We start from the raw sequence: 22502 nt of genomic DNA on the forward strand, positions 1-22502 counted from the left end.
ATGGCGATGCTCCGCACCATCGGATCGCGCCGGCGCTGGGGCACCTGGGCCCTGACCGGCGGCATGGCACCCGTGGCGCTGCTGTGGCTGGCGCCCTTGTACCTGATGGTGGTGTTCGCCACCCTGCCGGACTACGCCATCTTTTCGCCGGAGCTGCCGCTGACGCCGGGCGGCAACCTGCTGGAGAACTGGGCTTTCCTCGACGATACGGCCAGCTTCGGCCGGGCGATGCTGAACTCGATCGGCATCGCCACCGTCTCGGCGGTGCTGTCGCTGCTGCTGACCAGCATGGCCGGCTACGCCTTCGCCCGGTTCCAGTTCGTCGGCAAGCAGGCGACCTTCAGCCTGCTGGTGGCGACCCTGACCGTGCCCTATGCCGTGGTGATCATCCCGCAATATGTGCTGGTGGCCCGCGACCTGGGCCTGTCGAACACCTGGATCGCGGTGATCGTGCCACCGCTGTTCAACTCGATCGGCGTGCTGTTCATGCGCCAGACCTTCCTGTCGCTGCCGCAGGAGTTGCTGGACGCCGCCCGCATCGACGGCGCACGCGAGGGCCGGATCTTCTTCTCCATCGCCCTGCCGCTGGTGCGGCCCAGCATGGCGGCGCTGGCGATCATCCTGTTCCTCGCCTCCTGGAACAACTATCTGTGGCCGCTGCTGGTCGCGACCCAGCCGGGCGCCCGCACCGCGCCGGTGGCGCTGGGCAGCCTGATCGGCCTCAACGTCGTGCCCTGGGGCGCCCTGATGGTCGGGGCCACGCTGCTGACCCTGCCCATGCTGGTCGTCTTCATCTTCCTGCAGCGCTATTTCGTGGCCGGCATCACCGCCGGCGCGGTCAAGTAGCCCCCACCCTTCGCTCCTGACGAGGCTTCCGAATGCTCGGCGTCTGCTATTACCCGGAACATTGGCCCGAAGAGTGGTGGGAGGACGATGCCCGCCGGATGCGCGAGGTCGGCATCAGCTTCGTCCGCATCGCCGAATTCGCCTGGTCGCGGATCGAGCCGGAGCCGGGGCGCTTCGACTGGGCCTGGCTGGACCGCGCCATCGACACGCTGGGTGCCGCCGGGCTGAAGGTGGTGATGTGCACGCCGACGGCGACGCCGCCGAAATGGCTGGTCGACCGCCACCCGGACATCCTGCCGGTCGATGAGAACGGCAAGGTCCGCGGCTTCGGCTCGCGCCGGCACACCAGCTTCTCCAGCCGCACCTGGATCAAGGAGAGCGCCCGGATCACCGAGGCGGTGGCGCGGCGCTACGGCAGCCATGACGCGGTCGCCGGCTGGCAGACCGACAACGAGTTCGGCTGCCACGACACCGTGCTGTCCTACGGGCCCGAGGACGTCACCGCCTTCCGCACCTGGCTGCGCCACCGCTACCAGACGCCGGACGCGCTGAACCAGGCCTGGGGCAACGTGTTCTGGTCGATGGAGGCCGGCAGCTTCGACGAGATCATCGCCCCGGTCGGCGCGGTGACCGAGACCAACCCGGCGGCGCGGCTGGACTATTGGCGCTTCGCCTCGGACCAGGTCGCGTCCTACAACCGGATGCAGGTCGAGATCATCCGCGAGCATTCGCCGGGCCGCTTCGTCACCCACAACTTCATGGGGTTCTTCCAGGAGTTCGACCACTGGCCGGTCGGCGAGGACCTCGACATCGCGTCCTGGGACAGCTACCCGCTGGGCACGCTGGAGAAGATCGCCTGCGACGATGACGAGCGGGCGCGCTGGGCCCGCACCTCGCACCCCGACTTGGCGCCGTTCAACCACGATCTGTACCGCGCCGTCGGCCGAGGCCGCTGGTGGGTGATGGAGCAGCAGCCCGGCCCGGTGAACTGGGCCGCCTGGAACCCGGTGCCGAAGCCCGGCATGGTCCGGCTGTGGAGCTGGGAGGCGCTGGCCCATGGCGCCGAGGTGGTCAGCTACTTCCGCTGGCGGCAATGTCCCTTCGCGCAGGAGCAGATGCATGCCGGGCTGAACCGGCCGGACCGCGAGCTGTCCCCGGGCGGCCAGGAGGCGACGCAGGTCGGGCAGGAGCTGGCGCGGCTGGGCGCCCTGCCCGCCTCCGGCCAGGCCCCGGTGGCGCTGGTGTTCGATTACGAGACCTCCTGGATCACCCGGATCCAGCCGCAGGGCCGCGACTTCCGCTACACCGACCTGGCGTTCCGCTGGTATGAGGCGATCCGCCGCCTGGGCCTGGATGTCGATTTCGTCCGCCCCGGCGCGTCGCTGGCCGGCTACAAGGCGGTGGTGGTGCCGTCCCTGGCAACCGTGTCGGAGGCGGCGCTGCAGGCCTTCGCCGCCACCGATGCGATCATCCTGTTCGGCCCGCGTACGGGGTCGAAGACCCGTGACTTCGCCATTCCGGACGGACTCCCGCCCGGCCTGCTGCAGGAACTGCTGCCGCTCAAGGTCACCCAGGTCGCCTCGCTGCGCCCCAACCTGGTGGAGCCGGTCGAAGGGCCCGGCCTGACCGGATCGATCCGGCGCTGGCGCGAATGGCTCGAGACCGACTTGCCGGCGCAGGCCAGCTTCGCCGACGGTTCGCCCGCCCTGGTCGGCGACGGCAACCGCTTCTACCTGGCCGGCTGGCCGGACCCGGCGCTGCTGCGCGGCATCGTCCGCGATCTCTTGGGCAGCGTCGGGCTGGAGCTGACCGAACTGCCGGAGGCGGTGCGGCTGCGCCGCCGCGGCGGCCTGACCTTCGCCTTCAATTATGGCGAGGCCGACTGGGCGGCACCGGTGAAGGATGCCAGCCGTTATCTGCTGGGTGGGCCGGTGGTGCCGCCGCAAGGCGTGGCCTGCTGGCGGGCGGAATAAGGGAAGCAAGATGATCTACGGCACGATCCCCGGTGTCGCCAAGCCGGTGGCCCGGATGGTGATGGGCGTCGACAATCAGGACGACCTGGCCAAGGCGACGCCGCTGTTCGACGACTACATCGAGCGTGGCGGCAACTGCTTCGACACCGCCCGGATCTACATGCGCGGCGGCTGCGAGACGCTGTTCGGCGAGTACCTGGCGAAAAGCGGCGTGCGCGACCGCATCGTCCTGATCGGCAAGGGCGCACACACGCCGAACTGCACGCCGGAGGCGGCGCGGAGCCAGCTGGAGCAGAGCCTGGAGGCGCTGCGCACCGAGCGCGTCGACATCTACTTCCTGCACCGCGACAACCCCGAGGTGCCGGTCGGCGAGTTCGTCGACGTGCTCGACGCGCTGCACCGCGAAGGCCGGATCGGCGTGTTCGGAGGCTCGAACTGGAGCCTGGAGCGGTTCCGGGCGGCCAATGACTATGCCAGGCGCGCCGGCAGGATCGGCTTCACGGTGCTGAGCAACAACCTGGCCCTGGCCCGGATGATCGAGCCGGTCTGGGCCGGCTGCGTCTCGGCCCGCGACCCGGAGTGGCTGCGCTATCTCGAGGAGAGCGGCACGGCGCTGTTCGCCTGGTCCTCGACCGCCCGCGGCTTCTTCACTGAGCGCGGCGACCCGTCCCGGGCGTCGGAGGAGGCCGAGATCGCGCGCTGTTGGCACGCCGAGGACAATTTCGAGCGCCGCCGCCGCACCCTCGCTTTGGCCGAGGCCAAGGGCACCAGCCCGGTGCAGATCGCCATGGCCTGGGTGCTGTCGCAGCCCTTCGCCACCTTCGCCCTGTCCGGCCCGCGCACGCTGGACGAGAGCCGCCGCAACATCGAGGGCCTGTCCGCCGACCTGACCGAGAGCGAGCGCGACTGGCTGGACCTGAAGCGGGACCAGCCGTAGGGCGCTCATAGGGCCGGCCCCTAACACTGTCATTGCCGGGCTTGACCCGGCAATCCAGAGATCGTCGACAGCTTCTGGATGCCCGGGTCAAGCCCGGGCATGACATTTTGTGGGTAAGCGATCCGTGGTTTGGGTTCCCGCGCCGCGAACCCGGTCTACACATCTGCGCGACCACCCAGGAAACCATTTGCAAATTGGTTCCCTTTGCGCTTGGCTGTTCGGCAAGATGAAGCGGCGTCGCGCGTCATGATCGATCCTCAGGATCGGCGGGCCGGGCGTCCTCAAGCACATCAGGGACTGGCAGATGGCTCGGAGCCGGAATGGCGGACGCGGCCTTTGGGAGACCAATGGCTGAAGTGGTTTCACCCACTCCTCGCGGCGTGTCGAACTCCAGCGTGGCGCTGGAGCGGCTGCGCGCGCTGCTGGACGAAGAGGGCGACCGCGCCGAATGGCAGTTGCCGACCGAGCGCGACCTGGCCGGGAAAATCGGCGTCGGCCGCCGCGCCGTGCGCCGGGCGCTGGAGGTGCTGGAGGCCGAGGGCCGGATCTGGCGCCACCAGGGCAAGGGCACCTTCGCCGGCCAGCGACCGCCGGTGCAGCCGCATCTGATCGCGTCCCTGGCCGACCGCACCAGCCCGCTGGAGGTGATGGAGGCCCGGCTGAACATCGAGCCGGCGCTGGCCCGGCTGGCGGCGCTGAAGGCGTCGCCCGAGAGCGTTGCCGCGCTGCGCCGGATCGAGCGCAAGACCGCGGCCAGCATGGACAGCGACGGCCACGAGCTGTGGGACAGCGCCTTCCACCGCCACATCGCCGAGACCGCCGGCAACGGCCTGCTGCTGGCGCTGTTCGACTGCATCGACCGGATCCGCCAGTCGCCGTCCTGGCGGCGGCTGCGCGAGGCGGCGCGCAACCGCATCCGCCTGCGCGCCTATACCAGCCAGCATGGCGACATCGTCGCCGCGATCGCCCGGCATGACGGCGCCGGGGCCGAGGCGGCGATGCGGCGCCACCTGCTGGCGCTGCAGGCCAATCTCGAGGCGGCGATGCATGGCGAGCCGGCGCCGCAGGATGCGGTGCAGGACCGGGCCGTCCACCACAGCGAGAGCGCGGAGGCGGCCGATGGCCTCGGTCTCTGACCTCCGCGTCGCCCACGCCCCGGCCGCCGCCGCGGAGCCGGCACGCGAGACCGTGCTGGAGGTGCAGGATTTCGCCCTGTCCCTGTCGCCCGGCCGCAACCTGGTCGAGGGCGTCTCCTTCACCGTCGCCCGCGGCGAGACTTTGTGCATCGTCGGCGAATCCGGCTGCGGCAAGAGCATCACCGCGCTGGGGCTGATGGGCCTGCTGCCGCCGGTGGCGACCATCACCGCGGGCCACGCCCGGTTCGAGGGCCGCGACCTGTTCCGGCTGACCGACCGGCAGCGCGCCGACCTGCGCGGCAGCCGCATGGCGATGATCTTCCAGGAGCCGATGACCAGCCTGAACCCGGCCTTCACCATCGGCGACCAGATCGCCGAGGGCGTCCGCCGGCACAAGGCGGTGGGCAAGGCCGAGGCCCGCGGCCGGGCGCTGGACATGCTGCGCCTGGTGCGCATCCCGGCGCCGGAGAAGCGGCTGGACGCCTATCCGCACCAGCTGTCGGGCGGCATGCGCCAGCGCGCCATGATCGCCATGGCCCTGGCCAACGACCCGCAGCTGCTGATCGCCGACGAGCCGACCACGGCGCTGGACGTCACCATCCAGGCCCAGATCCTGGCCCTGGTCCGACGGCTGCAGGACGAGACCGGCACCGCCATGATCCTGATCACCCATGATCTCGGGGTGGTGGCGGAGGTCGCCGACCATGTCGCGGTGATGTATGCCGGACGCATCGTCGAATCCGGCCCGGTCGAGGCCATCTTCGAGGACCCGCAGCACCCTTACACTATCGGGCTGATGGGGTCGGTGCCGTCGCTCGGCCGGCGCGAGGGTCGCCTGGCCACCATCCCCGGCACCGTGCCGCCGGCCGACCGCATGCCGCCGGGCTGCCGCTTCGCCCCGCGCTGCCCCTTTGCCGAGCCGCGCTGCACCGCCGAGACGCCGCCGGCGAAGCTGGTCGGGCCTAACCATCACGCCGCCTGCTGGTTCGCGCCGCTGGAACAGCATGCCGCCCCCGAAAACCAGGGAAGCGCCGCATGACCGAGGCACCGCTTCTTGAAGGCAAGGGCCTGGTCAAGCGCTTCGGCGGCGGCCGCAGCCTGTTCGGCGGCTCGCCGCTGGTGCATGCGGTCGACGGCGTGTCGCTGGCGATCCGGCCGGGCGAGACCTTCGCCGTGGTCGGCGAATCCGGCTGCGGCAAGTCGACCCTCGGCCGGCTGCTGCTGCGGCTGATCGAGCCGACCGCCGGCCAGGTGATCTATCGCGGCCGAGACCTGACGGCGCTGCCGCCGAAGGAGATGCGGGCGCTGCGGCGCGAGCTGCAGATCATCTTCCAGGACCCCTATGCCTCGCTGAACCCGCGGATGACGGTCGGCGACATCGTCGGCGAGCCGATCTGGCTGCACGGCCTGGGCGACGGCGCGGAGCGGCGCGACAAGGTGGCGGAGCTGCTGCGCATCGTCGGGCTGCTGCCGGAGCATGCCGGCCGCTACCCGCACGAGTTCTCCGGCGGCCAGCGCCAGCGCATCGGCATCGCCCGGGCGCTGGCCGGGCAGCCGGTGCTGATCGTCGGCGACGAGCCGGTCTCGGCGCTGGATGTCTCGATCCAGGCCCAGGTGATCAACCTGCTGGAGGAGCTGAAGGAGCGCTTCGGCCTGACCCTGGTGATCGTCGCCCACGACTTGGCCGTGATCCGGCACATGAGCGACCGGGTGGCGGTGATGTATCTCGGCGAGATCGTCGAGGAGGCACCGGTCGATGCGCTGTTCGACGCGCCGCTGCACCCCTACACCCAGGCGCTGATGAAGGCGATCCCGGTGCCCAGCCCGGCGGGACGCCAAGCCAAGACGCTGCTGCAGGGCGACGTGCCCAGCCCGACCGCGCCGCCGCCCGGCTGCCGCTTCCACACCCGCTGCCCGCATGCCAAGCCGATCTGCTCCGAGGTCCGGCCGCAGGTCGAGGAGGCCGAGCCGGGGCGCAGCGTCGCCTGCCATTTCTGGCGCGAGATCCAGGATGCCGGCGCCGGCGCCCTGGCCGCGCCGCCGACGCCACCCAACCTGGCGGCGCGACTGTCGCTCTACCGCGCCCGCCAGGCCGCGGCCCGTCCATAAGAAACCGAACAGGAGGCTCATTCCATGCGCGCACGCCCCATTCTTCTCATGTTCGCCGGCCTGCTGCTCAGCGGCACGGCCTATGGCCAGACCACGCTGCGGGTCGGCCTCAACGAGGACCCCGACGTGCTGGACCCACACCGGGCCCGCACCTTCGTCGGCCGCATCGTCTTCGCCTCGCTCTGCGACAAGCTGATCGACATCAACCCCGAGCTCGGCTTCGTGCCGAAGCTGGCGACCAGCTGGGCCTGGAGCGACGACAACCTGACCCTGACCTTCACCCTGCGCGACGGCATCACCTTCCAGGATGGCGAGCCGATCGACGCCACGGCGGTGAAGGCCAATCTCGATCGCGCCCGCACCCTGCCCGACAGCCTGCGCAAGAGCGAGCTGGCCTCGGTCGCCGATGTCGTCGCGGTCGATCCCAAGACGGTGGCGATCAAGCTGTCGCGGCCCGACGCGACGCTGCTGGCCCAGCTGTCCGACCGCGCCGGCATGATGCTGGCGCCGAAGGCCTTCGCCGGCGACGGCTTCGGCCAGAAGCCGGTCTGCTCCGGCCCCTACAGCTTCGTCGAGCGGGTGCAGAACGACCGTATCGTGCTGCAGAAATACGCCGGCTACTGGGACGCTGCGAACTACAAGATCGACAAGGTGGTGTTCCAGCCGATCCCGGACACCACGGTCCGGCTGGCCAATCTGAAGGCCGGCGATCTCGACATGCTTGAGCGGCTGGCGCCGTCCGACGTCGAGGCGGTGAAGGCGGATGCCAAGCTGCAGTTCGTCCCGGTCACCGGCATCGGCTACCAGGGCATCACCATCAACACCGGCAACGGCGACCGGGCGAAGAATCCGCTGGGCCAGGACAAGCGGGTGCGCCAGGCGCTGGAGCTGGCGATCGACCGCGAGGCGATCAACCAGGTGGTCGGGGCCGGGATCTACCCGCCGGCGCAGCAACCCTTCCCCCAGGCCAGCCCCTATTTCAGCGACAAGTTCCCGGTGCGGGCCCGCAACCTGGAGAAGGCCAAGCAGCTGCTGAAGGAGGCCGGGCATGAGCGGGTGGCCTTCGAGCTGGTGTTCGGCACCGGCACCACGGCGCAGCAGATCGCCGAGCTGATCCAGGCGATGGCGTCCGAGGCCGGCTTCGACATCACCCTGCGCGCCACCGAGTTCGCGGCGATGATGAAGGAGGCGGCGTCGGGCAATTTCGAGGCCGAGCAGGTCGGCTGGTCCGGCCGCGTCGACCCGGACGGCAACATCCACGCCTTCGTCACCTGCAAAGGCAACCTGAACGACGGCAAATACTGCAACGCGGAGGTCGACAAGCTGCTCGACGCCGCCCGGCAGACGCCGGACCAGGCCAAGCGCAAGGCGCTGTACGACCAGGCCCAGGCCATCCTCGAGGACGAGCTGCCGATCATCTACACCTACTACCAGCCCTGGCCGTTCGTGCTGTCGCAGAAGGTGAAGGGCTTCACCGCCTATCCCGACGGCATGATCCGCCTCCGGGGCATGAGCATCGAGGGCTGAGGATGCTCGCGCTCTCTCCCGCCATGCTCCTTCAACCCTCCCCCTCCCCTTGCGGGAAGGGGCCGGGGGGAGGGGTGTCTCTCCGCCCGCGCCGGCTGGGCCAGGCGGGACACATTGGCTCCGGCGGAACCACCCCCTCCCCCTACCCCCTCCCGCAGGGGGAGGGGGAGGATGGATTGGGCGAGGCGGGAGGTTGGCCATGACCCGGATCATCCTGCACCGGCTGATGGTGGCGCTGCCGACCATCATCCTGGTGTCGATGCTGGTCTTCGCCCTGCAGAAGCTGCTGCCGGGCGACCCGGTGCTGGCCATGGCGGGGGAGGAGCGCGACCCCGCAGTCCTGGAATATCTGCGCGACAAGTACCGGCTGAACGACCCGATCCCGGTGCAGTATTTCGCCTGGATCGGCCAGGTGGTGCAGGGCGATTTCGGCATCTCGCTGCGCACCGACGCGCCGGTGACCGAGCTGATCGCCCAGAAGCTGCCGGTGACGATCCAGCTGGCCGCCATGGCCATGGTCTTCGCCCTGCTAATCGGCATCCCGGCCGGCATCCTGGCGGCGGTGTACAAGGGCACGGCGGTCGACTACGGCGCCAACATCTTCGCCCTGTCCGGCCTGTCGATCCCGAATTTCTGGCTCGGCATCATGCTGATCCTGCTGGTCTCAGTGGAGTGGCGGCTGCTGCCCGCCTCCGGCTACGTGTCGCCGTCGCAGGACCTGTGGCTCAGCTTGAAGACCATGCTGATGCCGTCCTTCGTGCTCGGCAACGCGCTGGCCGCGACGCTGATGCGGCACACCCGGTCGGCCATGCTGGGCGTACTGCGGTCGGACTACATCCGCACCGCCCGGGCCAAGGGTCTCCTAGGCCCTGCCGTGGTGCTGAAGCACGCCTTCCGCAACGCGCTGGTGCCGATCGTCACCCTGGTGACGCTGCTGTTCGGCGAGCTGCTGGCCGGCGCGGTGCTGACCGAGCAGGTCTTCACCATCCCCGGCTTCGGTAAGCTGATCGTCGACGCCGTGTTCAACCGCGACTACGCCGTGGTCCAGGGCGTGGTGCTGTGCACCGCGATCGGCTTCATCGCCATGAACCTCTTGGCCGATGTCCTGTACATCCTGATCAACCCGCGGCTGAGGTACCCGTCATGACCGTGACGGCTCTCGGCACCGAAACCCCCGCCCGGAAGCGGCGCAGCCGCGGCCTGCAGAAATTCCTGCGCAACAAGAGCGCGGTGGTCGGCGCCATCCTGGTGCTGGCCTTCGTCCTGCTCGCCGTGCTGGCGCCGCTGGTGACGCCGCAGGACCCGCTGCAGACCAGCTTCACCGCCATCCGCAAGGCGCCGTCGGCCGCGCATTGGCTCGGCACCGACGATCTCGGCCGCGACATCTACACCCGCCTCGCCTACGGCGCCCGCGCCTCGCTGATGGCGGGGGTGATCTCGGTCGCCATCGCGCTGGCCGTCGGCGTGCCTTTCGGGCTGATCGCCGGCTATTACGGCGGGCTGGTCGACGGCGCCATCTCGCGCGCCACCGAGGCGATGCTGGCCATCCCGTTCCTGATCCTGGCGATCGCGCTGGCCGCCTTCCTTGGCCCCAGCCTGTCCAACGCCATGATCGCGATCGGCCTGTCGGCCATGCCGATCTTCATCCGCCTGACCCGCGGCCAGGTGCTGAGCGTGAAGACCGAGGATTATGTCGAGGGCGCCCATTCGATCGGCCTGCCCCATCGCTGGATCATCATCCGCTACATCCTGCCGAATGTGATGCCGCCGCTGATCGTGCAGGCGACGCTGACCATCGCCACCGCCATCATCGCCGAGGCCAGCCTGTCCTTCCTCGGCCTCGGCCAGCAGCCGCCGAGCCCGTCCTGGGGCTCGATGCTGAACACCGCCAAGAACTTCATGTCCCAGGCGCCCTGGATGTCGATCTTCCCGGGCGGCGCGATCTTCCTGGTCGTGCTGGGCTTCAACCTGCTGGGCGACGGTCTGCGCGACGCCCTGGACCCCCGCGAAAGCTGAGAGACACCCATGTTTACCACCCGTCCCGAGCTGCTCGGCACCTTCGGCATGGTCACCTCGACCCACTGGCTCGGCAGCGCCGCCGGCATGGCCATGCTGGAGCGCGGCGGCAACGCCTTCGACGCCTGCGTCGCCACCGCCTTCGTGCTGCAGGTGGTGGAGCCGCATCTGGTCGGCCCCGGCGGCGACGTGCCGGTGGTGTTCCATGCGGCGGAGACCGGCCGGACCGAGGTGCTGTGCGGCCAGGGCACCGCCCCGGCCGGCGCCACCATCGCCCATTACAAGGGCGAGGGGCTGGATCTGATCCCCGGCAACGGCCTGCTGGCCACCGTCGTCCCCGGCTCCTTCGGCGCCTGGATGGTGCTGCTGCGCGACTACGGCAACCTGACCGTGCGCGACGTGCTGGAGCCGGCGATCCATTATCTCGAGGGCGGCCATCCGATGCTGCCGCGCGTCGCCGACACCATCGCCGGGCTGAAGGATTTCTTCGAGACCGAATGGCCGAGCTCCGCCGCCGTGTTCCTGCCGGGCGGGGCGGCGCCGAAGGCCAAGCAGCTGTTCCGCAACCCGGCTTTGGCCGAGACCTGGAAGCGGATCATCCGCGAGGCCGAGGCCGCCGGCGGCGACCGCCAGCGCCAGGCCGACGCGGCCTATGCCGCGTTCTACCGCGGCTTCGTGGCCGAGGCGATCGACCGGTTCTCGCGCAACACCGAGGTGATGGACGAGAGCGGCCGGCGCCACCGCGGCGTCATCACCGGCAACGACATGGCCCGCTGGGCGCCGCTCTACGAGCCGCCGCTGAGCTATGATTATCACGGCCACACCCTGGCCAAGATCCGGCCCTGGGGCCAGGGCCCGGTGTTCCTGCAGACGCTGGCCCTGCTGAAGGACATCGACCTGGCGTCGATGGGCCCGGCCAGCGCCGATTTCGTGCACACTGTGACGGAGGCGATGAAGCTCGCCTTCGCCGACCGCGAGGCCTATTATGGCGACCCGGATTTCGTCGACGTGCCGATCGAGGCGCTGCTGTCCGACGTCTACAACGACGCCCGCCGCGGCCTGATCGGCGCCACCGCCTCGCGCGAGCTGCGGCCGGGCCGGGTGCCGGGCTACGAGGCCCAGGTCGACCGGGTGATGGCGGCGCTGGAGCGGCTGTCCAAGGTCAGCGGCACCAGCCTGGAAGAGCTGGCGGCGAACGAGCCAACCATGGCCGACATGCTGTCGGCCCGGCGCGGCGACACCGTCCATATCGACGCGGTCGACCGCTGGGGCAACATGGTGGCGGCGATGCCGTCGGGCGGCTGGCTGCAATCCTCGCCGGTGATCCCGGAGCTCGGCTTCATGCTCAACTCCCGCGCCCAGATGTTCTGGTTGGAGCCTGGCCTGCCGGCCAGCCTGGAGCCCTTCAAGCGGCCGCGCACCACCCTGACCCCGTCCCTCGCGCTGCGCGACGGCAAGCCGTACATGGTGTTCGGCTCGCCCGGCGGCGACCAGCAGGAGCAGTGGCAGCTGCAGCTGTTCCTGCGCCATGTCCATCATGGGCTGAACCTGCAGGAGGCAATCGAGCAGCCTATGTTCCACACGGCGCATTTCCCGAGCTCCTTCTATCCGCGCGAGCGCAAGCCCGGCCATCTGCTGGCCGAGGAGAGCTTCGGCCCCGAGGTGCTGGCCGAGCTGCGCCGCCGCGGCCACGATCTGGAAGAGGCGCCGGCCTGGACCGTCGGCCGCCTGGTCGCCGCATCCCGCGACGCCGACGGCCTGCTGCACGCCGCCGCCACGCCGCGGCTGATGCAGGCTTATGCGGCGGGGCGGTAGGAGCAGGCGACGTCGGAGCGCGTTGCCTCTCCCATTACAAGACCTTTTCGGAATCGATTGCCTGAATCGAAGCGTGCTTTCCACTCTCCCCCTCCCTTCGCGGGAGGGGGCAGGGGGAGGGGGTGTCGCAGCCAGGACCGGCAGCAGCCGGCGCCTGATCTGGCGTCCAGCCAGGGCATTCGCGCGCGGACGCGCGCAGCCCCTCCCCCTTCCCCCCTCCCGCGCAAGGGGAGGGGGAGAGTGGATGGCTGGGCAGGCTAGTGATCGGTGAAGGCAGTGAGCGACGCAGCACTCAACTGCTGTCCGGTTTCCACGGCTTCGGCCAAGGCCGGCCGGTGCCGGACTCATCCGATGGACGAGGCCAGTCGGGCTCGGGCCGAGCCGCCGCGACTTCCGCAGGGGCGTCAGGAGGCCATCAGTGATCTCGGCAGCGGCGGCGCCGTCCCAGTCCCGCGACAGCAGGGCCGGATCAAGGTCGCGGCGCTCCTCCGCCTCTTCGGCCGGTTCGAGCTCGGCCTCCGGGCGCTCGCTCTCGGTCAGGGACTCACGAGCCTCCGTCCGCGGCTCGTCATCCTTCGGCTCAGGAGCCGGCGCGGCCTCGGCTGCCGCAGTTTCGGACGCCACAGCCTCTTCAGCCGGCGTGGGCTTCGCCTTGCCGTCCCTGCGATCCTGATAGTTTTCGCGGACCCGCTGGCTCATCGCGATCGACAGCCGCACCGAGCGGGCCAGGCGCACCTGCGCCAGCGCGAAATCCGGTTTGGTCCGCGTGATCGGCGTCGCCATCTGCTCCGTCGCCGTCATCCGGGCCGAGCGCCGGCCGATCTCGACCAGCTCGCCCAGCGAGCCCAGCGCCCATCGCGTCCAGGCCAGGTCCGGATCGATCGGCCCGTCATCCAATCCGCAATCCTGGGGCCTCATCTCCATGGAACACAGCATGAACAAGCGCCGCCGGTAATACTACCGCGATCGCATTTCCGGCGGTGGAACAGCGGGTTGCGTCTGCCGCCAGCAGGACCTTCTTACAACACCCCATCCCTCACCGTCATTGCGAGGAGGCGAAGCCGACGAAGCAATCCAGAGGCCGATGCCAGCGACCCTGAATTGCTTCCCCCGGCTCAAGGCCGGGGTCGCAATGACGGCATTGGGATTCTGAAAGGCTCTCGCCGATCGAGCCCCTACTCCGCCAGCTCCCGCATCACCTTGATCAGGTCGGACTTGCCCTCGAAGCCGATGCCCGGCAGGTCGGGCATGACGATGTGGCCGGCCTCGACCCGCACCCCGTCCGGGAAGCCGCCATAGGGCTGGAACAGGTCCGGGTAGCTTTCATTGCCGCCGAGGCCGAGGCCGGCGGCGATGTTGAGCGACATCTGGTGGCCGCCATGCGGGATGCAGCGCGATGGGGACCAGCCGAGCTGCGCCAGCACGTCGAGGGTGCGGAGATACTCCACCAGCCCGTAGGACAGGGCGCAGTCGAACTGCAGCCAGTCGCGGTCCGGCCGCATCCCGCCATAGCGCAGCAGGTTTTTCGCGTCCTGGTGTGAGAACAGGTTCTCGCCGGTCGCCATCGGCCCGGGATAGAACTCCGACAGCGCGGCCTGCAGCGCGTAATCCAGCGGGTCGCCGGCCTCCTCGTACCAGAACAGCGGATAATCCCGCAGCATCCTGGCATAGGCGATCGCGGTCTCGAGGTCGAAGCGGCCATTGGCGTCGACCGCCAGCCGCGCCTGGCTGCCGATCTCCGCCAGCACCGCCTCGATGCGGCCGCGGTCCTCGGCGATCGGGGCGCCGCCGATCTTCATCTTCACGACGGTGTAGCCGCGGTCGAGATAGCCGCGCATCTCCGCCCGCAGCGCCGAATTGTCCTTGCCGGGGTAGTAGTAGCCGCCGGCGGCATAGACGAAGACGCGCGGGTCGGGCTCGCGCCCCTTCCGCTGCGCCAGCAGGCGGAACAGCGGCTGGCCGGCGATCTTGGCGACGGCGTCCCACACCGCCATGTCGATGGTGCCGACGGCGACCGAGCGCTCGCCATGCCCGCCGGGCTTCTCATTCGCCATCATCGCCGCCCAGATCCGATGCGGGTCGAGATTGCTTCCTTCGTCGTCGAGCAGGCTGGCCGGCTCCGCCGCCAGGATCCGGTCGCGGAAGCGCTCGCGGATCAGCCCGCCCTGGCCGTAGCGCCCATTCGAGTTGAAGCCGTAGCCGACCACCCGGCGGCCGTCGCGCACCACGTCGGTGACCACGGCCACCAGGCTGGTGGTCATCTTGGAGAAGTCGATATAGGCATTGCGGATCGGAGAGGCGATCGGCTTGGTGACCTCGACGACGTCGACGATGCGCATTGCTGGATTTCCTTGTGTCGGAAGGCGCGGTTCGTGGCCAGGAGTACGACTCGACGGCCGGCACCGCCAATGCCAATGTCAGGATTGCTTATAAGGGATCGGCATAACCGATGGACCTGAACTGGCTGGAGGACTATCTCGCGCTGGCGGAGACGCTGAGCTTTTCCCGCGGGGCGGCGCAGCGCCATGTCACCCAGCCGGCCTTCAGCCGCCGGATCCGCGCGCTGGAGGGCTGGGTCGGCGCGCCCTTGTTCCTGCGCACCACGCATCAGGTCGCGCTTACCCCGGCCGGCGAGCATTTCCAGGCCCAGGCCGAGATCCTGGTGCGGGCCCTGCACCAGCTGCGCCGCGACACGCTGGAGGCCGCGCGCAAGGGCGCGCCGCCGCTGTCGATCGCGGCCACCCACGCCCTGTCCTTCACCTTCTTCCCGAAATGGATCCGCCGGACCGATGCGGCCGCCCGGCTGGGCAGCCTCAACCTGGTCTCGGACAGCCTGCAGGCCTGCGAGCAGATGATGATCCGCGGTGATGTGACCTTCCTGCTGTGCCACGTCCATCCGAGCATGGCCACGCGCCTCGACGGGCGTCCGTTCCGCAGTATCGTGGCCGGGCATGACGTGCTGGTGCCGCTCAGCGCCCCCGACGACAATGGGGCGCCGCGCTGGGCCCTCGGCGGCGCGACGCCGCCCCGCTATCTCGGCTACAGCGACCAGTCCGGGCTGGGCCGGATCCTGGCGGGAACCCGGGAGGCCGCGGGCGACGGGCCAGCGCTGCAGCCGGTCTTCACCTCGCATCTCGCCGCCACGCTGCAATCGATGGCCCGGAACGGCGACGGCCTGGCCTGGCTGCCGCAGACCCTGGCGGAGGAGGACGTCGCCGCCGGCCTGCTGGTCGAAGCCGGCGGCGCGGAGCATCGCGTGCCGGTCGAGATCCGGCTGTTCCGCCCGGTGTCACGGCAGAGCGAGGCCGCCGAGGCCTTCTGGGCTGCCTTCGCTTGATTGCGCGGTGAGTTGTTGCCTCTCCCGCAGGCAAGCTCATTTCAGAATCCGGCCACCCGGCTCGACTATGCCTTTAATCCTCCCCCTCCCCTTGCGGGCTAGCGTGCGCACACATCTTTTTGTTGCAGCAGGCGAGGCGTTGTGCTGGCTGGAGGTGGGGGCTTGAACGCTCTGAATCGTCTGTGATTCTATCCCTGCTGTTGTTGATTCGGGAGGGGTCGGCGATGGCGAGCGAGGGGCTGGGATACTTCAGGGACCACCGCCTGGAGCAAAGGGGGGGTGGATCCTGGAGCGCCTTTGCATGCGCCTCACCGCGACCATGCGCCAACTCGCCGACAACCGCGCCGAAATGGTCGCGACCACGCGGTTCTTCCGCAATCCCAAGGTGACTGCGGCCGAGATCGTCGCCACCGCCGCGGCGCAGACCGCGGTGGCGGCTGCCGGCCGGCACGTCCTGCTGATCGAGGACACGTCCGAGATCAACTTCGAGGGCAAGGCCGGCCGCAAGCGCGGCCTCGGGCGGGTCGGCAACGGCCGCGACGTCGGCCTGTTCGTCCATCCCGCCATCGCCGTCGATGCCGCCGACGGCACCCTGCTGGGGCTGGCCGGAGCGACCCTTTGGCGGCGCCACAAGGCCAAGGCCGAGGACTATCAGGCGCAGCCCATCGAAACCAAGGAAAGCCACCGCTGGATCGCGACCGTCAGGACCGCCCGCGCCGTCTTGGCCGAGACCCCGCTGGCCACCGTCGTCGCCGACCGCGAAGCCGACATCTACGAACTCTTCGCCCGCCTTCCCGAGGCCGGCCCCGATGGTCTGCACACCCATCTGCTGGTGCGCTGCCATCATGACCGGGCGCTCGCCGGCCAGGGGCGCAAGCGGCCGCGCCTGCACGACACCGTCGCCGCCTGGCCCGAGGCCGGGCGGATCGGCTTCGACCTCGACGCCCGGCCCGGCCGCCCGGCGCGCCATGTCTCCCTGGCGGTCCGCTTCGGCTCCGTCCGTCTGCGCCAGCCCGCCACCGGCGCCGATCCCAAAGACCCGCGCGACCTCACCCTCAACCTGGTCGAGGTCAGCGAGATCGACCCGCCGCCCGGCCAGACACCGATCCTCTGGCGGCTCTACACCAGCCATGTCGTGACCACCCTCGACCAGGCCGTCGCCGTGGTCGAGCTCTACCGCCGGCGCTGGATCGTCGAGCAGGTGTTCCGCACCCTCAAATCCCGGGGCATCGCCATCGAGGACAGCTTCATCGCCGATGGCGATGCCCTTGAGAACCTCGCCGCCACCGCCTTGATCGCCGCCATCCGCGTCATGCAATGCGTCCACGCCCGCGGACAGGCCGGCGCCCTCATCCCGGCCGCGCGAGTGTTCCGACCAGCCGACATGCCTGTCCTGAAGGCCTTGGTCCGATCCCTCGAAGGCAAGACCCTGAAGCAGAAAAACCCGTTCCCGCCCGAAACCCTCGCCTGGGCCTCCTGGCTGATCGCTCGCCTCGGAGGCTGGAAGGGGTATGCCTCCGAGCGTCCCCCAGGACCCATTACCATGCACAACGGCTTCCAACGCTTCGACGCTATCGCCATCGGCTTCGCCCTCGCTCAGCCTCGGCCACCTGGCAACTGAAAGATGTGTGCTCACGCTAGCCTTGCGGGAGGGGCTAGGGGAGGGGTCTGCGCGCGTCGGCGCGCATGGGCAGTGAACAGAGATCGCCATCCGTCCGGTCCTTCGATGATCCAGGTCGGATCGAGCCGAGAGACCCCCTCCCCCTACCCCCTCCCGCGAGGGGAGGGGGAGGATAAAATGTCGATGCCGGAAGGGCGGAAGTTATTCTGAAAAGGCCTCGGTTACGGGAGAGACAACGCGGGGACGCTCGACATCCCCTCAGCCCCGGTTGCGGGCCACCATCGCGACGATGGTCCCGGCCAATTCCGTCTGCGCCCCTTCAGCGGTGAGGTCGCCATTCGCCGCGGCGGTGGACAGGGCCTCGGCGGCGCCAAGCATCGCCCAAAGGCCGGCCGGAGCGATGGCGCCGCCCTTCGCGAAGGGGGCGAGGGCGGCGCGGCAGGTTTCCCGGAACGCGGCGTCGCAGTCGCGCTTGACCCGCTCCAGCTCCGGCGAGCTGGTCAGCGCCGCGACCACGCCCGGGATCTCGCGGCCCTGAGCCAGCACGCAGTCGAGATAGGCGGAGGCGATCACCGCCGCCCGGCCGGCCAAGGTCGGCTCGCCGGTCCGCAGCGCGGCCTGCAGCTGCGCCGTCTGGCGGTCGTCGAACTCCCGGTACAGCGCGATCAGCAGGCCGGTGCGCGTGCCGAAATGGTCGTAGACCACCGGCTTGGTGATGCCGGCCTGCCCGGCCAGCCGGCCGAGCGTCAGGGCGTCCGTCCCCTCCTCCCGCACCACGCGCCAGGCGACGTCCATGAGCTGGCGATGCCGCTCCTCCCGCGACAGGCGGCGGCGCGGCCGGGGATCGATTTCTCTCGTTCCGGTGCTTGACATGGCTATATACCAAACGTAACTTACTAGAAGTATATAAGACCTCCGCCTTCCCCGCAATCACCAGGAGCTGCCGGCATGCACGCGCTCATCGTCGTCGCGCATCCCGATCCCAGATCGCTGACCCACACCGTCGCCGCCCGTCTTGCCGAGGGCGTGTCCCTGGCCGGCCATTCCGCCGAGATCGCCGACCTGATGGCGGAAGGCTTCGATCCGCGCTTCAACGCGAACGACCACGCCGTCCATCTCAAGCAGGCGGCGCCCTCGGCCGACGTGTTGGCCGAGCAGGCGCGGATCGACCGCGCCGACGCGCTGGTGCTGGTCTATCCGGTCTATTGGTGGTCGATGCCCGGGCTGCTCAAGGGCTGGATCGACCGGGTCTTCGCCAATGGCTGGGCCTATGACGAGATCCCCGGCGGCAAGCTGGAGAAGAAGCTGGGCTGTCTGCCGGTCCATCTCGTCGCCCTCGGCGGCGCCGGCCAGGGGACCTATCAGCGGCATGGCTATTCCGGCGCCATGAAGACGCAGATCGACCATGGCATCTTCGACTTCTGCGGCGCCCCCGTGGTCACCTCCGAGCTGCTGCTGCCCCCGGACACGCAGGAGCCGGGCGCCCATCTGGACACTGCCCGCGCCATCGGCGGCAGGCTGTTCCAGGCGGCCGAGCAGGTCGAGGCCGCCTGACGCCGCCCGTCAGCGCAGGCCCGACAGCAGCGCCCCGATCCGGCGGCCGGCGGCGGTGAGCTGGACCCGGCTGACCGCCTGGGCCTGTTCGACATAATCGCTGGAGAGCACGCGGGCGGAACCGGGCGAGTTGCCCGCCCGCAGCCTCCCGCGCGCATAGACAACCTCATAGGCGAGCTCGCGGGCATGGGCCACCCAATGGGCAAAGGCGGTCTCCGGATCCAGCGTCTCGGTCGGCGGATCCTGCTCCAGCTTGGCCTCGAGCGATTCCGGCGGCGCGAGGACGAGCTCGGCCGGATGGCCCGCCGCATCCCAGAACCGATGGAGCCGCTCGGGCTCGGCATCCGGCGAAGGGCGGACCCAGGCCCATTGCCCGCCGGCATCGGTGATCGGGAACCGCCACGACATCCACATCGCCGTGTGCAGGGGCTGGTGCATGTCGCCGACGATGTGCATCACCCAGCACAGCGCGACGGCCCGGTCCGCGTCGGAGGCCGCGGCGTCGTGCGTGACCGCGAGGTTGCGCCCGAATTCGAACTGGGCGCCGCCGAAGGCGAAGGGGATCACGCTGCCTGCCGAAGACACGATCCGCTGGCTGGTATGCCAGCTCGGATAGGCATAGGGGGTGCCCCGCACGGCATCCGGCCAGATCGCCATCAGCTCGAACATCCGGCGCTCGCCGTCGCGGCCGGTCAGGCCGCCGAGTTGGGAGTCGAAGCGCGCCCGGTCCGGATGCGCCTGCATCAGCCGGAGCACGGCGGCGATCGCCTCCGGGTCGCGCTGCTCCAGGATGTCGTAAGCCAGCGCGCCGGTGGCCATGTGGCCCTCGCGCACCCAGGCCGACGCCTGGTGCGGCATCAGCAGCGCCAGCATCAGCGCGGCGCCGAGCCCGGCCGCCCTCCAGCTTTTGAGGTGGACCACGAGGGTTCGCATCTGGGCACCTCCGGAGTTTGGCCGCGCCGGCACAAGCCATGGTGACGGAAAACAGGAGACGGCGTCACTGCGGCGGAGGATCGCTGCCGGCGGAGAGGCCCTCATCCGATCGGAAACGGCTGTCGCCGACGCTGTTCCCCACGGCGTCCGGCAGGCATGATGGAGTGCGACGGCGCCGCCGTCGCGACCAAGGGGGTTACATCCGTGCGTCTCAGCCGCCTATCCGCCGCGATCGCGATCGCGTTGTCCCTGACGCCGGCCACGGCCGCGCTTGCCGCCGTGACCGAGGAAGCGGTGCAGGCGGCGCTGCCGAAGCTGGAGCAGATGGCCCAGGCGGCGGTCGACCATGGCGACGTGCCGGGCCTCTCGATCGCCGTGGTCTATCGCGACCGGGTCGTGTTCCTGAAGGGCTTCGGCCTGCGCCAGGAGGGAAAGCCCGAGAGCGTCGATGCCGACACCGTGTTCCAGCTGGCCTCGTGCTCGAAGCCGGTCTCCTCCTCCGTCGTTGCGGCGCTGGTCGGCCGGGGCGTCGTCACCTGGGACAGCCGGATCGCCGATATCGACCCGGGCTTCGCCCTGGCAGAGGCCTATCCGACCCGGCAGCTGACGATCCGCGACCTGTTCTCGCATCGCAGCGGCCTGCCTGGCGAAGCCGGCAACGAGCTGGAAGCGCTGGGCTATGACCGCGACGAGATCCTGCACCGGCTGCGCCAGGTGACGCCGGCCAGCAGCTTCCGCTCGGCCTATTCCTACAGCAATTTCGGCCTCACCGAAGGCGCGGTGGCGGCGGCGAAGGTGGCCGGGATGAGCTGGGAGGATGCAGCCCAAGAGCTGGTCTACGGCCCGCTGGGGATGACCATGACCAGCTCGCGCCACGCCGACTTCCTGGCCCGGGCCAACCGGGCCGAGCTGCATATCCGCGTCGGTGACGACTGGCAGGCGAAGCTCAAGCGCGACCCGGACGCGCAGGCCCCGGCCGGCGGCGTCAGCTCGACCGCGCGCGACATGGCGCAGTGGCTGCGGCTGGAGCTCGGCCGCGGCCGCCATGCCGGCAAGGAGCTGATCCAGCCGGAGGCGCTGGCCGCGACGCATGAGCCGGTGATGGCGCGGGGCGCCAATCCGGTGACCGGCGCCGCCTCCTTCTACGGCCTGGGCTGGGTTGTCGAATATGGCCGGCACGGGCTGCAGTGGGGCCATGCCGGCGCCTTCAGCACCGGCGCCCGTACCCTGGTCACGCTGCTCCCGGACGACGACATCGCCATCGTGGTGCTGACCAACGCCTTCCCGACCGGCGTGCCGGAGGGGATCGCCGACAGCTTCTTCGATCAGGTCTTCGATGGCCGTGTGACCGAGGACTGGACCGCCAAATGGAACCAGGCCTATGAGGGGCTGTTCGGACCGGCGGTTGCAGCCGCCCAGGCGCGCTATGGCACGCCGCCGGCCTCGCCCTCTCCGGCCCTGCCCCTGTCGGCCAATGCCGGCAGCTATGCCAACGCCTATCTCGGCACCGCCACCGTGACCGACCGGCAGGGCACGCTCTGGCTCGCGCTTGGGCCGAAGCAGCAGGCCGAGTTCCCGCTCCGCCACTTCGACCGCGACCTGTTCGTCTATTCGCCTTCGGCGGAGATTCCGGACGCCCTGGCGGCCGTCACCTTCCGGCTCGGCCCGGACCAGACGGCCGACCAAGTGACGATCGAAGACCTCGACGATGACGGCCTGGGAGTGCTGGCACGCATCCCGCAGTGACCCGGCGCGCCGCGGCGATTGCGCGGCAAGAACCGGAGTGAGGCCGGGCCGCGCACCCGCCATCTTCCGTCGCATCGAACGACGGAAGGAGAGACCAGATGGGTGTGTTGGCAGGCAAGGTGGCGATCGTCGCCGGGGCCAGCTCCGGCATCGGCCGGGCCGCGGCGGTGCTGTTCGCACGCGAAGGCGCGGCCGTGGTGGCCGGGGCGCGGCGTCAGGCGGAGCTCGACGCGCTGGTCGGGGAGATCGAAGCGGCCGGCGGCCGGGCCGCGGCGCTGGCCGGCGACGTCACCGACGAGGCCACTGCCCCGGCGCTGGTGGCATTGGCCGAAGAGCGGTTCGGCGGCGTCGACATCGCCTTCAACAATGCCGGCATGGTCGGGCCGATGGCGCCGACGCCGGAGGTGTCGCCAGCCGCTTGGCGCGAAACGATCGAGGCCAACCTGACCAGCGGCTTCCTGGCGGCGCAACACCAGATCCCGGCGATGCTGCGGCGCGGCGGTGGCTCGCTGATCTTCACCTCGACCTTCGTCGGCTACACGGTCGGCTTCCCCGGCGTGGCCGCTTACGCCGCCAGCAAGTCCGGCCTGATCGGGCTGGTGCAGGCGCTGGCGGTCGAGTTCGGCGGCCAGGGCGTCCGCGTCAATGCGCTGCTTCCGGGCGGCACCGAGACCGAGATGTACCGGGAATTCGCCAAGACCCAGGCGGAGCGCGACTTCATCACCGGCCTGTACCCGATGAAGCGCCTGGCCAGCCCGGAGGAGATGGCGCGGTCGGCGCTGTACCTGGCGTCCGACGAGTCGAGCTTCACCACCGGGACGGCGCTGCTGGTGGATGGCGGGGTGTCGATCACCAGGACGTGAGAGGCCGGAGCCAGCCCCCTCATCCTCCCGGCCTGCGGCCGGGCCCCTCCCTCTCCCCGAGGAGAGGGAATTTTCACCTCTCCTCGGGG

18 protein-coding genes are annotated in these 22502 nt (G+C 70.0%); 15 read left to right on the forward strand and 3 right to left on the reverse strand.

Annotation, left to right across the window (positions count from 1 at the left end; all coding sequences use genetic code 11):
- The first annotated feature begins 6 nt into the window (after positions 1 to 6).
- From QFZ27_RS35500 to QFZ27_RS35545, 10 genes are all read left to right on the forward strand, one after another.
- Positions 7 to 846 carry a carbohydrate ABC transporter permease gene (locus QFZ27_RS35500; protein ID WP_342239960.1) on the forward strand — a complete coding sequence of 280 codons (840 nt, stop codon included), beginning with the start codon at positions 7 to 9 and terminating at the stop codon, positions 844 to 846.
- Positions 847 to 878: 32 nt separating this feature from the next.
- Positions 879 to 2819, forward strand: a complete 1941-nt coding sequence (locus tag QFZ27_RS35505) for a beta-galactosidase (protein WP_429231388.1) — start codon at positions 879 to 881, stop codon at positions 2817 to 2819.
- A gap of 10 nt (positions 2820 to 2829) precedes the next feature.
- A complete protein-coding gene (locus QFZ27_RS35510; protein WP_429231390.1) occupies positions 2830 to 3756 on the forward strand; it encodes an aldo/keto reductase in 927 nt (308 codons plus the stop codon).
- Positions 3757 to 4103: 347 nt separating this feature from the next.
- Complete coding sequence (locus QFZ27_RS35515) at positions 4104 to 4892, forward strand: FadR/GntR family transcriptional regulator (RefSeq protein WP_429231392.1); 789 nt, start codon at positions 4104 to 4106, stop codon at positions 4890 to 4892.
- Positions 4876 to 5931, forward strand: coding sequence for an ABC transporter ATP-binding protein (locus QFZ27_RS35520; RefSeq protein ID WP_429231393.1), 1056 nt, complete (start codon positions 4876 to 4878; stop codon positions 5929 to 5931). Before QFZ27_RS35515 ends, QFZ27_RS35520 begins: the two co-directional genes overlap by 17 nt.
- Positions 5928 to 7001, forward strand: coding sequence for an ABC transporter ATP-binding protein (locus QFZ27_RS35525; RefSeq protein WP_429231395.1), 1074 nt, complete (start codon positions 5928 to 5930; stop codon positions 6999 to 7001). Before QFZ27_RS35520 ends, QFZ27_RS35525 begins: the two co-directional genes overlap by 4 nt.
- Positions 7002 to 7025: 24 nt before the next feature.
- A complete protein-coding gene (locus QFZ27_RS35530; RefSeq protein ID WP_429231396.1) occupies positions 7026 to 8528 on the forward strand; it encodes an ABC transporter substrate-binding protein in 1503 nt (500 codons plus the stop codon).
- Positions 8529 to 8727: 199 nt separating this feature from the next.
- Positions 8728 to 9675 carry an ABC transporter permease gene (locus QFZ27_RS35535; RefSeq protein ID WP_429231397.1) on the forward strand — a complete coding sequence of 316 codons (948 nt, stop codon included), beginning with the start codon at positions 8728 to 8730 and terminating at the stop codon, positions 9673 to 9675.
- Positions 9672 to 10544, forward strand: a complete 873-nt coding sequence (locus QFZ27_RS35540) for an ABC transporter permease (protein ID WP_429231399.1) — start codon at positions 9672 to 9674, stop codon at positions 10542 to 10544. Before QFZ27_RS35535 ends, QFZ27_RS35540 begins: the two co-directional genes overlap by 4 nt.
- 9 nt (positions 10545 to 10553) lie before the next feature.
- Positions 10554 to 12359 (forward strand): gamma-glutamyltransferase family protein, encoded by a 1806-nt coding sequence (locus QFZ27_RS35545; protein WP_429231401.1) that lies wholly within the window; start codon positions 10554 to 10556, stop codon positions 12357 to 12359.
- 1175 nt (positions 12360 to 13534) lie between these two features.
- Here the strand turns inward: QFZ27_RS35545 and QFZ27_RS35550 are convergent.
- Positions 13535 to 14698, reverse strand: a complete 1164-nt coding sequence (locus QFZ27_RS35550; RefSeq protein WP_429231403.1) for a mandelate racemase/muconate lactonizing enzyme family protein — start codon at positions 14696 to 14698, stop codon at positions 13535 to 13537.
- A gap of 110 nt (positions 14699 to 14808) precedes the next feature.
- On the opposite strand from QFZ27_RS35550, the gene QFZ27_RS35555 reads away from it, so the two are divergent.
- A complete protein-coding gene (locus QFZ27_RS35555) occupies positions 14809 to 15696 on the forward strand; it encodes a LysR family transcriptional regulator (protein ID WP_429231404.1) in 888 nt (295 codons plus the stop codon).
- Between the two features lie 301 nt (positions 15697 to 15997).
- On the forward strand, positions 15998 to 17317 hold the full coding sequence (locus tag QFZ27_RS35560) for an IS4 family transposase (protein WP_429225272.1): 1320 nt from the start codon (positions 15998 to 16000) through the stop codon (positions 17315 to 17317).
- 258 nt (positions 17318 to 17575) lie between these two features.
- Here QFZ27_RS35560 and QFZ27_RS35565 read toward each other — a convergent pair whose 3' ends face one another.
- Complete coding sequence (locus QFZ27_RS35565) at positions 17576 to 18112, reverse strand: TetR/AcrR family transcriptional regulator (protein ID WP_429231406.1); 537 nt, start codon at positions 18110 to 18112, stop codon at positions 17576 to 17578.
- A gap of 153 nt (positions 18113 to 18265) precedes the next feature.
- On the opposite strand from QFZ27_RS35565, the gene QFZ27_RS35570 reads away from it, so the two are divergent.
- Positions 18266 to 18871: an NAD(P)H-dependent oxidoreductase gene (locus tag QFZ27_RS35570; protein WP_429231407.1), complete on the forward strand. Its 606-nt coding sequence runs from the start codon at positions 18266 to 18268 to the stop codon at positions 18869 to 18871.
- Positions 18872 to 18880: 9 nt separating this feature from the next.
- Here the strand turns inward: QFZ27_RS35570 and QFZ27_RS35575 are convergent, their stop codons facing one another.
- A complete protein-coding gene (locus tag QFZ27_RS35575; RefSeq protein WP_429231409.1) occupies positions 18881 to 19804 on the reverse strand; it encodes a S1/P1 nuclease in 924 nt (307 codons plus the stop codon).
- A gap of 204 nt (positions 19805 to 20008) precedes the next feature.
- Here QFZ27_RS35575 and QFZ27_RS35580 point away from each other — a divergent pair, with 204 nt between their 5' ends.
- Both QFZ27_RS35580 and QFZ27_RS35585 read left to right on the forward strand, forming a co-directional pair.
- On the forward strand, positions 20009 to 21550 hold the full coding sequence (locus QFZ27_RS35580; RefSeq protein WP_429231410.1) for a serine hydrolase: 1542 nt from the start codon (positions 20009 to 20011) through the stop codon (positions 21548 to 21550).
- Between the two features lie 98 nt (positions 21551 to 21648).
- Complete coding sequence (locus QFZ27_RS35585) at positions 21649 to 22413, forward strand: SDR family oxidoreductase (protein WP_429231412.1); 765 nt, start codon at positions 21649 to 21651, stop codon at positions 22411 to 22413.
- Positions 22414 to 22502 lie beyond the last annotated feature (89 nt).

Origin of the sequence: Inquilinus ginsengisoli (assembly GCF_050434925.1) — a bacterium.
GTDB lineage: Bacteria > Pseudomonadota > Alphaproteobacteria > DSM-16000 > Inquilinaceae > Inquilinus > Inquilinus ginsengisoli_B.

What these genes read in the sequence shown, in the direction of transcription:
- QFZ27_RS35525 (WP_429231395.1), top strand. Translation starts at nt 5,928, where the DNA reads ATGACCGAGGCACCGCTTCTTGAAGGCAAGGGCCTGGTCAAGCGCTTC.
- QFZ27_RS35585 (WP_429231412.1), top strand. Translation starts at nt 21,649, where the DNA reads ATGGGTGTGTTGGCAGGCAAGGTGGCGATCGTCGCCGGGGCCAGCTCC.
- QFZ27_RS35500 (WP_342239960.1), top strand. Translation starts at nt 7, where the DNA reads ATGCTCCGCACCATCGGATCGCGCCGGCGCTGGGGCACCTGGGCCCTG.
- QFZ27_RS35505 (WP_429231388.1), top strand. Translation starts at nt 879, where the DNA reads ATGCTCGGCGTCTGCTATTACCCGGAACATTGGCCCGAAGAGTGGTGG.
- QFZ27_RS35530 (WP_429231396.1), top strand. Translation starts at nt 7,026, where the DNA reads ATGCGCGCACGCCCCATTCTTCTCATGTTCGCCGGCCTGCTGCTCAGC.
- QFZ27_RS35510 (WP_429231390.1), top strand. Translation starts at nt 2,830, where the DNA reads ATGATCTACGGCACGATCCCCGGTGTCGCCAAGCCGGTGGCCCGGATG.
- QFZ27_RS35540 (WP_429231399.1), top strand. Translation starts at nt 9,672, where the DNA reads ATGACCGTGACGGCTCTCGGCACCGAAACCCCCGCCCGGAAGCGGCGC.
- QFZ27_RS35570 (WP_429231407.1), top strand. Translation starts at nt 18,266, where the DNA reads ATGCACGCGCTCATCGTCGTCGCGCATCCCGATCCCAGATCGCTGACC.
- QFZ27_RS35555 (WP_429231404.1), top strand. Translation starts at nt 14,809, where the DNA reads ATGGACCTGAACTGGCTGGAGGACTATCTCGCGCTGGCGGAGACGCTG.
- QFZ27_RS35545 (WP_429231401.1), top strand. Translation starts at nt 10,554, where the DNA reads ATGTTTACCACCCGTCCCGAGCTGCTCGGCACCTTCGGCATGGTCACC.
- QFZ27_RS35575 (WP_429231409.1), bottom strand. Translation starts at nt 19,804, where the DNA reads ATGCGAACCCTCGTGGTCCACCTCAAAAGCTGGAGGGCGGCCGGGCTC.
- QFZ27_RS35535 (WP_429231397.1), top strand. Translation starts at nt 8,728, where the DNA reads ATGACCCGGATCATCCTGCACCGGCTGATGGTGGCGCTGCCGACCATC.
- QFZ27_RS35550 (WP_429231403.1), bottom strand. Translation starts at nt 14,698, where the DNA reads ATGCGCATCGTCGACGTCGTCGAGGTCACCAAGCCGATCGCCTCTCCG.
- QFZ27_RS35565 (WP_429231406.1), bottom strand. Translation starts at nt 18,112, where the DNA reads ATGGACGTCGCCTGGCGCGTGGTGCGGGAGGAGGGGACGGACGCCCTG.
- QFZ27_RS35520 (WP_429231393.1), top strand. Translation starts at nt 4,876, where the DNA reads ATGGCCTCGGTCTCTGACCTCCGCGTCGCCCACGCCCCGGCCGCCGCC.
- QFZ27_RS35560 (WP_429225272.1), top strand. Translation starts at nt 15,998, where the DNA reads ATGCGCCTCACCGCGACCATGCGCCAACTCGCCGACAACCGCGCCGAA.
- QFZ27_RS35515 (WP_429231392.1), top strand. Translation starts at nt 4,104, where the DNA reads ATGGCTGAAGTGGTTTCACCCACTCCTCGCGGCGTGTCGAACTCCAGC.